The organism is Flavobacterium sp. LC2016-23 (assembly GCF_009674775.1).
In the GTDB taxonomy this organism is placed as follows: domain Bacteria; phylum Bacteroidota; class Bacteroidia; order Flavobacteriales; family Flavobacteriaceae; genus Flavobacterium.
The window spans coordinates 1-15,048 of the sequence record NZ_WKKE01000002.1 but is presented as its reverse complement, the minus strand read 5'-3'; the positions used below and the strand labels follow the sequence as shown (position 1 = coordinate 15,048).

Here is a 15,048-nt window from a genome sequence, read left to right as displayed (position 1 = left end):
CGAAATTATGAAATTGTTTTTGGATAACCATTTTATTACTAAGATTAAAAACTATTCTTTGGTAATAACCTCTGTGTTAATACTTCACTCGTGTGCTACACATAAAGCAGAATACGGAAAAAATGTAAGCGCCAACGAAAATGAAAACGCAACAGATACCATAAAAATTGCCCACACTCTTTTTTTAGTCGGAGATGCCGGAAATGCTGACGAAGCACAAGCGCAGCAGACACTTGAATTATTGCATAAAAAGCTAAAAAAAGCAAATAAAAAATCGACTTTAGTGTTTTTGGGAGACAATATATATCCGAAAGGTTTCCCCGGTGATAATAATGCTGCAGAAAAAGCGACCGCAGAGACAAAACTTAAAAATCAATTAAAACTAACCGAAGGATTTAAAGGAAAAACGATCTTTATTCCCGGAAATCATGACTGGTACAGCGGTATTAGCGGCTTGGAACGTCAGGCCGATTTTGTAACAAAATACCTTAATGATAAAAAAGCTTTTTTACCACGCAAAGGCTGTCCGATTGAAGATGTGAAAATTGACAGTACTTCGACATTAATTACGGTAGACAGTGAATGGTATCTCGAAAACTGGGATCATCACCCTACTATTAATGACAATTGTGATATCAAAACAAGAGAAGACTTCTTTGATGAACTTGAAAATCTTTTAAACAAAAACCAGGAAAAAACGGTAGTTCTTGCTATTCATCATCCTTTAATGAGTAATGGGACACATGGTGGTCAGTTTTCGCTGGAAAAACAATTATTCCCATTGGAAAATAAAATTCCGCTTCCTATTATTGGTTCTTTTATTAATTTATTACGAAAGACATCCGGTATAAGTCCGCAGGATTTACAAAATAAACAATACACGATTTACGCAAAGCGAATAAAAACCTTACTCCAGGGACAGAAAAATGTAATTGTAGTTTCGGGACACGATCATAATCTGCAATATATCAACAGGGAAAATATCAGGCAAATTATTAGTGGTGCAGGTTCGAAATCCGAAGCAGCAAGGGCTACAGGAGCAAATGATTTTTCGTACGGAGGAAATGGCTACGCAACACTGACACTATTTAAAAGCGGCGATGCAAAAGTTAATTTCTTTGGAAAAGAAAATCAAAAAGAAAAATTACTTTTCGAACATGAAATCATAAAAGCAAAAGAAATTAACTGGGCTGCCAATAGCACCAATTTTCCAAAAACGATAACCACTTCTATCTATACTAAAGAAATGACGAAGAAAAGTCTGTTTCACAGATTCTTATTCGGAAATCATTACAGAGCCTATTACAGCTTACCAATTGAAGCCAAAACAGCAACTTTGGACACTTTGATGGGAGGTTTGAAACCGATTCGTGAAGGTGGAGGCCATCAGTCTAAATCGTTACGAATGTCTGACGATAAAGGCCGTGAATATGTATTGCGTGCCATGAAAAAAAGTGCCACCCAATTCCTGCAATCTGTTGCTTTTAAAGATCAGTATATTGTAAATGATTTTGAAGATACGTATGCTGAAGGTTTTTTACTGGATTTCTATACTACTTCTCATCCCTACACTCCATTTGCTGTTGGAACTATGGCAGACAAATTAGGCCTTGCGCACAGCAATCCCGTTTTGTACTATATTCCGAAGCAGGATGGCCTGAAAGAATTCAATTCAAATTTCGGAGATGAATTATACATGGTTGAAGAGAGAGCAGCCGACAATCATTTGGATGCCAAAAGTTTTGGACATCCGAGAGACATCATCAGTACCGATGATATGATGAAAAATCTTCACAAAGATGAAAAATATACCGTTGATGAAAAAGAATACATCAAAGCCCGTTTGTTTGACATGCTGATTGGCGATTGGGACCGACACAGCGACCAATGGCGTTGGGGAGAATATAAAATTGGGGACAAGATTGTTTATCGGCCAATTCCGCGTGATCGCGATCAGGCCTTTGTGAAATATGACGGAACGTTACTTTCTATTTTAATGAATATTCCGGCACTTCGCCACATGCGAACATTTAAAAACGAAATCGATAATGTAAAATGGCTTAACAGAGAACCTTATCCGTTAGATTTAGCTTTTCTGAAAACGGCTGATGAGAAAGACTGGATCGAACAGGCGAAATTTATTCAGCAAAACTTATCTGATAATGATATCGATAATGCTTTTAAAAATTTGCCTAAAGAAGTTCAGGATGCCACAATTAAAGACATTGAGCAAAAATTAAAAAACAGGAAAAAAGAGCTGCAGAAATATGCTTCGAAATATTTTGATGTCCTGAGTCACACCATAATGATTGCCGGAACAGATAGAAAAGACAAATTTGTCATCAATCATAATGCAAAAAAGAGTTTAGAAATTAATGTCTACAGAAGTAAGAAAGAAGGTGATGAATTAATTTACACGAAAAATGTAACAGACAGCAAAACTTCCAACCTTTGGATTTATGGTTTAGATGACAACGATACTTTTGAGGTAACCGGAAATCACAAATCGAATATAAAAATTCGTTTGATTGGGGGTCAGAACAATGATATTTACAACATTGAAAACGGAAAAAGAGTGATTGTCTATGATTTCAAATCAAAGGAAAACACTTATAACCTGGATTCAAAGACCCAAACCCAGTTAACGGATGATTATGATGTCAATTTATACAACTATGAAAAGCCAAAATACAATGTAGTTTCAGGACTTCCAAACATTGGTTTTAACCCTGATGATGGGGTAAAAGTGGGTATTAATTTTAATTACACCGTCAATAATTTCAAACAAAATCCGTATACGCAAAGACATGTGTTAAACGCCTTTTATTATTTTGCAACCGGTGGTCTTGAATTTAATTATGTAGCGCATTTTCCGGGACTATTAGGAAAATGGGTCATTGATGTAGAATCACAATATACTACTCCGAATTTTGCCAAGAATTACTTTGGGTATGGAAATGAAACGCCTAATAACGACCAGGATTTCGGAATGGATTATAACAGAGTTCGTATCCAGCAGATTAAAGTGGCTCCGGCCCTTAGACATGTAGGACGTTATGGAAGCGAATTGACTTTTCAGCCTTTTTTCGAAAAAATGAAGGTCGAAGATACAGAAGGAAGATTTATCAATACTCCCGGCATTATAAATCCGACCATTTTTGAAGGTCAGTCTTACAGTGGAGCACGAATTAAATATACTTTTAAAAACTCGGATTTTAAAGCAAAACCAACTTTAGGTATGGCTTTTATGGTTATGGCAAGCTGGACGACTAATCTGGATGATACCAAACAAAATTTCCCTGCCATTGAAAGTGCATTAGGTTTTACACACCGAATAGATCATAGTGGAAAATTGATTTTGGCTACTTATGTGAAAGGAAAAGCAATCTTAAACAACAACTACGAATTTTATCAGGGTGCTACTTTGGGTGGAGATACCGATTTACGCGGTTACAGAAACGAACGTTTTCTAGGAAGTTCATATTTCTCACAAAGTAGCGATCTGCGACTAAGCCTCGGCAAAATTAACCGTACCATAGTTCCGTTTACCTACGGAATCCTGGGTGGTTTTGACTACGGAAGAATTTGGCTTGACGGAGAAAATTCAAAAAAATGGCACCAGGATTATGGTGGCGGACTTTGGCTAAATGCAGTCAACGTAATTACAGCCAGAATCTCTTATTTTAAATCTCCTGACGAAGTGGGAAGAGTTATTTTTGGGGCAGCTTATAGTTTCTAGGTACTGAGGTTCTGAGTAGCTAAGGTACTAAGGTTTTTTAAGGCTCAAAGTCGCAAAGGTTCAAAGGAACAAAGTTAAATGTCTGCTTTTAAAATATAAAAGCAGACATTTTTATTTTATGTAATCGTTATTCAAAATTGAAAATACTTTTAGTGTTTCAAAAAAAACATTTAATACATTTCACTATTAGCTATTAACTTAAACACTTAAAAAAAAACTTAGAAACTTAGCGACTCAGAACCTTAGAGCCTTATAAAAAAAACTCATACACCTTACCTCCTATTTTGTTGGTTTTTTCGTCGGCGATAAGTAAGGTTTTGTTGTCTTTAAAAACAATCGCTTCTTTTTGGGAAAAGTGATTCAGTTTTATTTCGGTTTGGGAACCTTTATGAAAAGCATCTCCTTTATATCCCTGAAACAAAACAATTTTGTCATGGCTTAGCAGAGCCACTTTTTTTCCGTCAGGGCTGATTGTAGCGCTTGTCAGCACGCAATGATTATAAGTATCACAGGTTTTAAATGTTCCGATCTTAGTGGCTTTCTGAACTCCGGGAGCATTTAGAATTTTGTAGATAAAAGCAGTCCCGTCAAAGCCCTTGCTCCTGTTTTTTGTAAAAAGGTAAAAATAGTTTCCATGTTCAAAAAAACCTTCAACATCATAAAATAGTTCCTTCTTCTTTGGTGGAAACTCCGTTTGTTCCGGATACGAAAAAGACACTTTATATTCGGCTACAGCATTTTCTTTATTAAGCTCACCTTTCGCAACTTTATAAATACACAAATCTTTTCGTTCGTTATCATTATTTCCGAAATCACCTATATAAATATTTCCGGCCTTATCTTTTGTAATATCTTCCCAGTCTACATTTTTAGCGTTTGAAATGGTAATCGTTTTATTTAATTTTCCATCAGCACCCAAAGCGTAAATTTTATTGGCATTTCCACTGTCTTCCAAAGTATAAATCAGATTGGTTTTAGGAAAATAAGTGATTCCCGAAACTTCCTTTAACTTTTTTGGAAGCGAGAAAAGTGTTTTCAAATCGCTGTCAGATTGTTGCTGACAGGCTAATAAAACAATTGAAAGGGCAAGCAAAAAAGACTTTTTCATAGTATTATTTTTAAATTATTCAGCCACGGATTACATAGATTAAAATGATTTCACAAAAGTAAATCGAATAAAAATCCGGTGCTAAAAATCAAACTAAATTGGTGTTTTTAAAATTACGTGTAATAAATTCAAAGGCAGCAAACATAATGTGTCCCATCGATTTGGCGTTTTTAAATTTCATATCATTGGTATAACGGTACAATTCCATTTTTAGTTGATTCAGATGTTCTTCTGTCGAAATAGTATCGTGGCACATGATATTCAATAACTTTTTGATCCTGTTTTCAGCCGAATGAATCCGTTTTGCCAAAATCGCCCTTTCTTCATCTTTGTACTGAATGATCGAACGTTCCTCTAATTTCTCTTTAATTAGTTTTATCATCGGATAGTTTTCCTTGAAAAACTGCGGACGATACACCTTAAAATTACCTTCATAACATTGCTGGTCAAAATCAATAGGGCGGATTTTATAAACGACCTGGTCAAAATCATGAATAGGGACAATAACATAATTATAAGCCCGCATATCGCCTAAAAGACGGATCATACAGCGTTCATTAAATTTTACGAATTCTTTTGCTATCTGGGATTTTTCCATTTCGGTACAATTATGCAGCAAAGTATCCATAAAAACATCACCGGGAATTCCGATAATATGTTCTTCGATCAAAGTATCTTTATAAACCAGAAAATTGATTTTATCCGGCGATAGGATATCTTCGAGTTCCAATCCGTAAATTCGGGAAGCATCTGCTTTTTTAATATAAAAATGAACATAATTGTCATTGAGAATATTTCGGACTTTTATTCGGAAAGGTTTCGAATTTCCGAAAGTACAGTAATCTATAGCATCAATATTCAGAAACTGAATGATTTCACTGTTTCCATCTGAATGCAGCAGCGAATAAATTCGTTTCAGGTTCAGGTCAATCTCATTTCGTTCAAATTCATTGTAATAGACACGAATCCATAAGGTATCCGTTTCATTTTTATCGTAGACATTTATCGAACCTGAAAATCGCAATAAGTCATCATAGAACACCGATACTTTCGAAATTCGTTCGTATCGTTCCAAATAACTTAAAAGAGATAGTGTTAAAGGATAAGACGGTTTTTTTAGGACCATTAAAGGTTCGCTCATTTTAATATCTTTTGAATATCTTTAGTACAAATTTACAGTAAATTATAATTTTAAACACATAAATAAAATTTAGCGTAACAATAAGCCAATTGAATCGTCATACTAAAAACTAAAACCGAAATAAATTTGGAAACCATTCTTACTATCGAAAATCTCCACAAAAGATACGGGCGCATTCAGGCCTTAAAAAATGTATCTTTTGAAATACAAAAAGGCCGTGTTTACGGCATCTTAGGTCCGAACGGAAGTGGAAAATCTACCACTTTGGGAATTGTTTTAAACGTTGTAAACAAAACATCAGGTAATTACAGTTGGTTTAATGGCAAAATGCAGACACATGAAGCCTTAAAAAAAGTAGGAGCCATCATTGAAAGACCCAACTTTTATCCGTACATGACCGCCGAGGAAAACCTGAAACTGGTTTGTAAAATAAAAAGTATTGACTATTCTAAAATAACCGAAAAACTTGATTTAGTAGGACTTACAGAAAGAAAAGACAGCAGATTCAGTACCTTTTCTTTAGGAATGAAACAGCGTCTGGCTATTGCATCGGCCTTGTTAAACGATCCTGAAATTTTAATTTTAGACGAACCAACAAACGGTCTGGATCCACAGGGAATTCATCAGATCCGTGATATTATCAGAAAAATTGCGGCTCAGGGAACAACTATTTTATTAGCCTCCCATTTATTAGACGAAGTGGAAAAAGTATGTTCGCATGTAATTGTATTAAGAAAAGGTGAAATTCTATACTCAGGCTCAGTTGACGGCATGTCTGCCAATGAAGGCTTTTTTGAACTTCAGGCCGATCATAACGAAGCTTTGAAAAATGTTCTGAAAGAGCATCCGAATGTAGACCGAATAACAGAAGAAGAAGGAAAAATTCTGGTGTATTTAAAATCAGAATGGTCTGCAGCTGAACTGAATCAGTATTTATTTTCTAAAAACATTGCCTTAAGCCATTTAGTAAAACGCAAAAATAGTCTGGAAGCACAGTTTTTAGAATTAACCAAAACCGCCACTATAAAAAACAACTAAGCCATGAAAAGACTTATCTCTATAGAACTACAGAAAATCTGGAAAAACAAAGCCAGTCGTGTCCTTACATTAACCTATTTCATTTTACTTTCCTTTATAGCCTTAATAGCTTCGATAAAATTTGATATTGGGATATTTAAATTTCATTTAGCAGAAATGGGAATTTTTAATTTTCCTTTTATCTGGCACTTTAATACTTATGTTGCTGCCTGGCTGAAATTTTTCCTGGCCATTGTAATCGTTTCCATGATGGCTAACGAATACAGTTACGGAACTTTAAAGCAAAATCTAATTGACGGTCTGAGTAAAAAGGAATTTATATTGTCTAAATTTTTAACTGTAGTACTTTTTGCCTTTTGCTCTACCATTTTCGTTTTTGTGATGACTTTGATTCTAGGATTATCCTTTTCCTCTTATAATGAATTTGGAATCATTTTTACTGATTTAGATTACCTGTTAGCCTTTTTTGTAAAACTGACCGGTTTCTTTTCTTTCTGTTTATTTTTAGGAATTTTAGTAAAACGATCTGCATTTGCATTAGGTTTTCTTTTGGTATGGAGTATCATTGAAGGCATTATTAAAGGCCTTTTAGTTTTCAAAATTTTTCCAAACAGCAATACCGGAGATTATATTATGCAATTCCTTCCATTGGAAGCAATGTCAAATTTGATCGTAGAACCCATTACAAGATTATCCGTAATAAAAACCATCGGAAGCCAAATGGGTGTTGAGAGCAGCAAAGATTATAGTGTACATTATCTTTCGATACTGATTGTATTGGTCTGGACATTTTTATTTATTCATTTTTCTTACAAGCTATTAAAAAATAGAGATTTATAGTATATTTGCTTTACTATGAATTATTTTAAGAGAATTTTATTCGTTTCCTTTATATTTTGCTCGTCTGCCAGGATAAATGCACAATTTATAAGTATTAACGATCAGAGAACACCACAGCAGTTAATAGAAAATACATTAGTAAATAGTTCCTGTGTTTCGGTTACAAATGTGTCCGGAACAGGGGACACTTTTACACCCGGAAAAAACAGTTTTGCGTATTTTAATGCCGGAACAAGTAATTTTCCTTTTAAAGAAGGTGTTGTTCTGACCACTTCAACAAGTTCATCTGCGAGAGGACCTTATATAAGCAATCAGGGCGGCGGAGATGTCAAATGGCAAGGAGATTTTGAGCTGAATCAGATCTTAGGAATTAATTCTATAAATGCTACTGTACTGGAATTTGACTTCGTTCCCCTAACGGATTTTTTGAGCTTCAATTATATTTTTGCTTCGAATGAATATCAGTCTTTCTTCCCTTGTCGTTATTCAGACGGATTTGCTTTTTTAATCAAAGAAGCCGGAACCAATGACGAGTACAAAAATCTGGCTGTGCTGCCGGGTACTGACACACCTGTTTCTTCTATCAATATTCGTCCCACCATTCAGCCTGGCTATGATATTAACGGAGATCCTTATCCCGGATGTCCCGAATCCAACATACATTATTTCAACGGACTTAACACCAATACAAGTCCTATAAACTATGCCGGACAGACCATTGTCATGAATGCTCAGACAAATGTAATTACCGGAAAAAAATACCATGTAAAACTGGTCATTGCCGATGATGATAATAGATTGTATGACTCTGCAGTTTTTTTACAATCGGGTAGCTTTTCTTCAAAAATTGATTTTGGTCCCGATCAGACAGCGCTAACCAGTAATCCCGTGTGTTTTGGTGAATCCATAACTTTAGATACAAAATTACCAGCTGCTTACTCCTATAAATGGTTTAAGGATGGAGTTCTTATAAATTCGGAAAATGGTCCGGTCTATAAGGCCACAGCGTCCGGAACATATAAAGTAGAAGCAACAGTAACAGCTTCAGCTTGTGTGCTAACAGGTGAAATTAAACTTGAATTTACTCCTGAAATTATAGCAAACAATACAAAATTGATTCAATGCGATGATAACACAGACGGAACCTCTGTTTTCAATTTAACGAAAGTCGTTGATATTATTAAAAATAATGATACAGAGATTCTAAATAAAGGATTTTATGAATCATTAGCCGATGCTGAATCAAAAACGAATGAAATTGCTGCTCCTGAAAAATACACCAATAAAAGTGCTAATCAGGTTATTTTTTCCCGAATTGAAAACAAATATGGCTGTTTTAAGACGCCTCAGATAACATTGGAAGTTTCAGGCGCAACGATTCCAGATCAGAATCCGATAGCAACCTGTGACTTAGATAATAATCAGGATGGTTTTTATCAGTTTGATCTTGATTTGCAGGTAACTCCTCAAGTCAGAACAGGGCTGCCAGCCGGATTAGTGATACACTATTATTTAAATGCTGCTGATGCCTTGGCAGAAACAAATGTATTGCCCAACATTTTCAAAAACACAACCGCTTTCTCTCAGACTATTTATGCCCGTGCCGTAAACGGAGCTGACTGTTATGCGATAACACCAATTACGCTTGTCGTAAACACATTTGATCCTCCTGCATTTGAGGACGAAACTAAAAGCTTATGCAAAGGCACCCAAATCGATTTGACCGTAGACAGTACTTTTAGCTCTTATCTCTGGAATGTTGATACTAATAACTCAGCTTCTAATATCACTGTTTCTGAAGCCGGAGAATATTCCGTAAAAGTCACCAATGAATTCGGTTGTGAAAAAATTAAAAAATTCAAAGTCATTTTATCTGAACCTGCTTCGATTACAGGAGCTGTTATCAGGGACTTTTCCGGCACTGACAATTCGGTTACCTTACAATATACAGGAATTGGCAATTATGAATTCTCCCTAAATGGAATTGATTTTCAGGATGCCCCTTTCTTCGCTAATGTGAGTCCGGGAATTTATAATGCACTTGCACAAAGTAAAGATGATTGCGGTATCTCTAATTATTATTTGGTGTATGTTTTAGATTATCCTAAATTTTTCACACCAAACGGAGACGGTATTAATGATGTATGGGCAATTAAAAATCTGGACCAGCTTCCGGACTACAGGCTTTCTATCTTTAATCGTTATGGAAAGTTGTTAAAACAGATGAATCAAAACAGCCCGGGATGGAATGGCCAGTTTAACGGTCAGCAACTTCCTTCTGACGATTACTGGTTTGATTTAATTTTTACAAATGGCAAAAACGTCAAAGGCCATTTTAGCATAAAAAGATAATACTGCTAACAACTTTAAGACATAAAAAAAGCCATCCGAGTCGGATGGCTTTTTTTATATATAAAATTCAAATATTAGAATTTAAATCTTTTTCTGTCTGTCTCTGTTAAGTAGATTTTTCTTAAACGAATAGATTTTGGTGTAACCTCTACATATTCATCTTTTTGAATGTACTCTAAAGCTTCCTCTAATGAGAAAATAATCGGTGGAATAATTCTTGCTTTTTCATCATTTCCTGAAGAACGAACGTTAGATTGTTTTTTCTCTTTAGTTACGTTTACACACATATCATCACCACGAGAGTTTTCTCCAATTACCTGACCTTCGTAGATTTCAGCATTTGGTTCAACAAAAAACTTACCACGATCTTGTAATTTATCGATAGAATATGGAATAGCTTTTCCTTTCTCCATAGAAATCAATGAACCTTTGTTACGTCCGGCAATTTCTCCTTTGTAAGGTTCGTATCCTATAAAACGGTGTGCCATAATCGCTTCACCAGCAGTAGCAGTAAGCAATTGATTACGCAATCCAATAATTCCACGTGATGGGATATTGAATTTTACAATCATACGGTCCCCTTTAGTTTCCATACTTAGCATTTCACCTTTACGCATTGTAACGAACTCAACCGCTCTACCTGAAAGGCTTTCTGGTAAATCGATCGTCAATTCCTCGATAGGCTCACATTTTTTACCATCAATTTCTTTGATGATAACTTGCGGCTGACCGATTTGTAACTCATACCCTTCTCTTCTCATTGTTTCAATAAGAACAGATAAGTGAAGTACTCCACGACCAAAAACCATAAACTTATCAGCAGAATCAGTTTCACCCAATTTCATTGCTAAATTTTTCTCTAATTCTTTTGTCAAACGCTCTCTAATATGACGAGAAGTTACAAATTTACCCTCTTTACCAAAGAAAGGAGAGTCATTAATTGTAAACAACATACTCATAGTAGGCTCGTCGATATCAATTGTTTTTAGACCTTCAGGATTTTCAAAATCAGCAATAGTATCACCAATTTCAAAACCTTCAACTCCAATGATTGCACAAATATCTCCGGCAATAACTTGTTGTACTTTTTTACGGCCAAGTCCTTCAAAAGTATGAAGTTCTTTGATACGGGATTTAGATATTGTACCATCTCTTTTTACTAATGAGATTGGCATACCTTCATTCAAAACTCCTCTTTCCAGACGACCGATAGCAATACGACCTGTAAAGGCTGAGAAATCTAAAGAAGTAATTAACATTTGTGGTGTTCCTTCAGAAACTTTAGGAGCAGGTACATTTTCAACAACCATATCCAATAATGCTTCCACATTATCAGTTACGTTTTCCCAATGATCAGACATCCAGTTGTTTTTAGCAGAACCATAAACTGTTGGAAAATCCAACTGCCATTCTTCAGCACCTAATTCAAACATTAAGTCAAAAACTTTTTCGTGAACTTCTTCAGGAGTACAGTTTTCTTTATCAACTTTATTGATAACTACACAAGGTTTTAAACCTAAATCAATAGCTTTTTGTAGTACAAAACGCGTTTGTGGCATTGGGCCCTCAAAAGCATCTACTAACAAACATACACCATCGGCCATGTTTAATACACGTTCAACTTCACCTCCAAAATCCGCGTGGCCAGGAGTGTCAATAATATTGATTTTTGTTCCTTTATATTGAACTGATACGTTTTTAGAAGTAATAGTAATACCTCTCTCACGCTCTAAATCGTTATTATCAAGAATTAAATCACCTGTATTTTCGTTGTCACGAAATAATTGACAGTGATACATAATTTTATCAACCAAAGTGGTTTTACCGTGATCGACGTGGGCAATAATTGCAATGTTTCTAATAGATTCCATCTGAGATTTTTAATGGGTGCAAAGGTACACTTTATTTTGATATAAAAAACGTTTCTGCGATAGTTTGCGTATAGACAAGTAATTAGTTGATTAAATCAATGTAAATTTAGGGGCCAAAATGAGTTTAATTATTGTTTAATTATGGTTAATTTAACTATATTTGAGTAATGAAAAGTAAAACTATCCCTATTACTCTAATTTATATTATCATTTCGTTATTTATGGCCATTTTCTGTCATAAATTACTAACCAGTTTTATCTCAACCAAAGAATATTTTTATTTATTTTTCATAAAAGATATCTTATTTATATTAATTACAGCTCTAATTTTCAAATACATACTCTCTAAAAACGAAAGCAAAAATATTGCTGTTTTTGAAAAATTAAAAAAAACAAATGAAGAAATTAAAGAGTCAAATGAAAAATATGACATTGTAGCAAAAGCAACGAGTGATACGATTTGGGATTGGAAAATTCAGGAAGACAGTATCGGCTGGAACAAAGGCATTGAAAGTGTTTTCGGGTACAAACAGACAGAAGTTGGAAAAACATCAAAATGGTGGTTTGACAAAATCCATCCTGAAGATAGTATACGAATGTCAATTAAACTCTATTCATTTATAGAACAGAAAACCGAAAAATGGCAGGATCAATATCGCTTCAGATGCGCCGACGGAACTTACAAATATGTTTTAGACCGTGGCTTTTTACTGAAAGACGAAAACGGAAGAGCCATCAGAATGATTGGAGCCATTCAGGATATTACAAAGCAAAAAGAAGAAGAACAACGATTAAAACTTTTAGAAACCGTAATCACACAATCTAAAGATTCAATATTAATTACGGAAGCAAATTCAGCCAACGGAAGAATTCCAAAAATAGTTTACATCAATCCTGCTTTCTCTCAAATGTCAGGTTATCAACCTAATGAGATCATAGGAAAATCTACAAATATATTCAACAAAGGACCAAATTCAGATTCCGAAGAACTAAAAAAACTATTAAGAGCCATCAAAAATGAAGAAGAATGCTTAATAGAAACCATTAGCTATACCAAACAAAAAGAAGAATACTGGGTCCGGTTCTCTATGATTCCGATTTTTAATAATGACGGCGTAATTTCCCATTGGATCTCCATCCAAAGAGACATTACCGACGAAAAAAAGTTAGAAACAGAAAAAGAGCACCTCATTCGTGAATTGACCCAAAACAACAAGGATCTAAAGCAATTTTCTTACATAACATCACACAATCTGCGTGCACCATTATCTAATTTAATTGGTCTTTTAAATCTTATAGAAGATATCCCAGTAGAAAATCCCGAGCTTGATGAAATCTTAAAAGGCTTCAACAAATCAACACATTTATTAAACGAAACAATCAACGATTTAGTAAAGGTCATTATAATAAAAGACAACCCTTCAATGCAAAAAGAAGAAGTTTCGTTAAAAGAAGTTTTCGAGAATGTCTTTAGCCAGTTATCCTTTCAGATAGAACTTCATAAACCCATCATTAAACTCAAATTTGATAAGGTTCCATTATTAAACACAAACAAAGCTTATATAGAAAGTATTTTGCTTAATTTGCTCACCAATTCGATTAAGTACAAATCAGAAAACAGAAAATTAAAAATATCCATAATAGCAGAACAAATAGATCACAAGGCTATATTAACCTTTAAGGATAACGGAATTGGTATCGATTTAGAACGAAACAGAGATAAAGTTTTTGGGCTCTACCAGAGGTTTCATAATTACCCTGACAGTAAAGGATTAGGCCTTTATCTCGTAAAATCGCAGGTAGAAACCATGGGAGGAACAATAAGCATTGATAGCGAGGTGAACAAAGGAACTACATTTACCATAACATTTAAAAACTAACACCAATTATGCTTGAGCAAATTTTATGCATCGACGACGACCCGATCACCTTAATGTTATGCAAAAAAGTAATTTCAAAATCTTCCTTTTCAAAAGAAGTTATCACAGCACAAAATGGCGAAGAAGCATTACACCATTTTAACATCTTAAAATACAACAACAGCAAAAATACGATTACTAAAAAGCCCGAGTTAATTTTCTTAGACTTAAACATGCCCGTTATGGGAGGCTGGGAATTTCTTGATCATTTTACATCTTCGGATTATACCGAATTCAACAAGGCAAATGTAATTGTATTATCTTCTACTATTGACCCCGAAGATTTACTTAAAGCAAAGAAATACCCCATCATTATAGACTTTCTTTCCAAGCCGATAACACAACCAATGCTTGAATATCTTAAAAAAAAGATAACCCCTTAAGAAATATCCTTAATATGTAATTATATTTTTGGGCGTTTCCCTCTGGGCCGGGCTCTTCGCTAAATCTTTTGCGGGATTGGTTCAGGATGGCTTCGCCACAGGTTTAGTTTCCCCGCAAAAGGATACCGCTGCGATCCCTAACGCACTAAGGTTAAATACAAATTCCAATACTGACAAGCTTTCGGCACAAACTCCAAATTCCAATGCTTCACGCATAGGCCTTGCGACCTTTGCGATTTAACGTCATTTTTAAAGACCTTTCGCGCACTTTGCGGTTAAAACTGACAAGAGCCTTAAAACAAAAAACCCCGTTTCGTTAGAAACAGGGTTTTTAAAAGAAAGGCGACGACATACTCTCCCACATAACTGCAGTACCATCTGCGCAGGCGGGCTTAACTACTCTGTTCGGGATGGGAAGAGGTGAGCCCCGCCGCAATAACCACCTTAAGGTCGTTGTTACTTGAGGTAACTTTTTAATTGACAATTGATAATTAACAATTGATAATTAAAACAATATCTTAACATACTGAGATAAAGAAAGTTTTGTGTTTTAGAAAGTTTCTCCCCCAGTGTTGCCACTGGGGAAAAGGGTGTACATAAGCTTACGGATTATTAGTACTACTCGACTATGACATTACTGCCTTTACATCTATAGCC

Annotated in this window: 9 protein-coding genes and 1 rRNA gene; 6 read left to right on the top strand and 4 right to left on the bottom strand. The window is 35.0% G+C overall.

Going from position 1 to position 15,048, the window contains the following annotated elements; translation table 11 throughout:
• Positions 1–7 precede the first annotated feature (7 nt).
• Positions 8–3,739: a metallophosphoesterase gene (locus GJU43_RS01625; RefSeq protein ID WP_154339110.1), complete on the top strand. Its 3,732-nt coding sequence runs from the start codon at positions 8–10 to the stop codon at positions 3,737–3,739.
• Between the two features lie 250 nt (positions 3,740–3,989).
• Here GJU43_RS01625 and GJU43_RS01620 read toward each other — a convergent pair whose 3' ends face one another.
• The gene (locus GJU43_RS01620; RefSeq protein WP_154339109.1) at positions 3,990–4,847 is read right to left on the bottom strand and encodes a hypothetical protein; all 858 of its coding nucleotides are present in this window, start codon (positions 4,845–4,847) and stop codon (positions 3,990–3,992) included.
• Between the two features lie 88 nt (positions 4,848–4,935).
• Positions 4,936–5,988 carry a hypothetical protein gene (locus GJU43_RS01615; RefSeq protein ID WP_154339108.1) on the bottom strand — a complete coding sequence of 351 codons (1,053 nt, stop codon included), beginning with the start codon at positions 5,986–5,988 and terminating at the stop codon, positions 4,936–4,938.
• A gap of 126 nt (positions 5,989–6,114) precedes the next feature.
• Between GJU43_RS01615 and GJU43_RS01610 the strand changes: the two genes are divergently transcribed.
• Genes GJU43_RS01610 through GJU43_RS01600 form a run of 3 tightly spaced genes read left to right on the top strand, consistent with a single transcriptional unit; the run spans position 6,115 to position 10,218 of the window.
• Complete coding sequence (locus GJU43_RS01610) at positions 6,115–7,026, top strand: ABC transporter ATP-binding protein (RefSeq protein ID WP_154339107.1); 912 nt, start codon at positions 6,115–6,117, stop codon at positions 7,024–7,026.
• Positions 7,027–7,029: 3 nt separating this feature from the next.
• Positions 7,030–7,866 (top strand): ABC transporter permease, encoded by an 837-nt coding sequence (locus tag GJU43_RS01605; protein ID WP_154339106.1) that lies wholly within the window; start codon positions 7,030–7,032, stop codon positions 7,864–7,866.
• A gap of 15 nt (positions 7,867–7,881) precedes the next feature.
• Positions 7,882–10,218, top strand: coding sequence for a T9SS type B sorting domain-containing protein (locus GJU43_RS01600; RefSeq protein ID WP_154339105.1), 2,337 nt, complete (start codon positions 7,882–7,884; stop codon positions 10,216–10,218).
• Between the two features lie 74 nt (positions 10,219–10,292).
• Here the strand turns inward: GJU43_RS01600 and typA are convergent, their stop codons facing one another.
• Entirely contained in the window at positions 10,293–12,089 is a 1,797-nt protein-coding gene (typA, locus tag GJU43_RS01595) for a translational GTPase TypA (protein ID WP_154339104.1), read from the bottom strand.
• A 167-nt stretch (positions 12,090–12,256) separates the two neighbouring features.
• Between typA and GJU43_RS01590 the strand changes: the two genes are divergently transcribed.
• Positions 12,257–13,969 carry a PAS domain-containing sensor histidine kinase gene (locus GJU43_RS01590; protein ID WP_154339103.1) on the top strand — a complete coding sequence of 571 codons (1,713 nt, stop codon included), beginning with the start codon at positions 12,257–12,259 and terminating at the stop codon, positions 13,967–13,969.
• An 8-nt stretch (positions 13,970–13,977) separates the two neighbouring features.
• A complete protein-coding gene (locus GJU43_RS01585) occupies positions 13,978–14,391 on the top strand; it encodes a response regulator (protein WP_154339102.1) in 414 nt (137 codons plus the stop codon).
• A 337-nt stretch (positions 14,392–14,728) separates the two neighbouring features.
• Here GJU43_RS01585 and rrf read toward each other — a convergent pair.
• Positions 14,729–14,838 (bottom strand): 5S ribosomal RNA (gene rrf, locus GJU43_RS01580).
• Positions 14,839–15,048 lie beyond the last annotated feature (210 nt).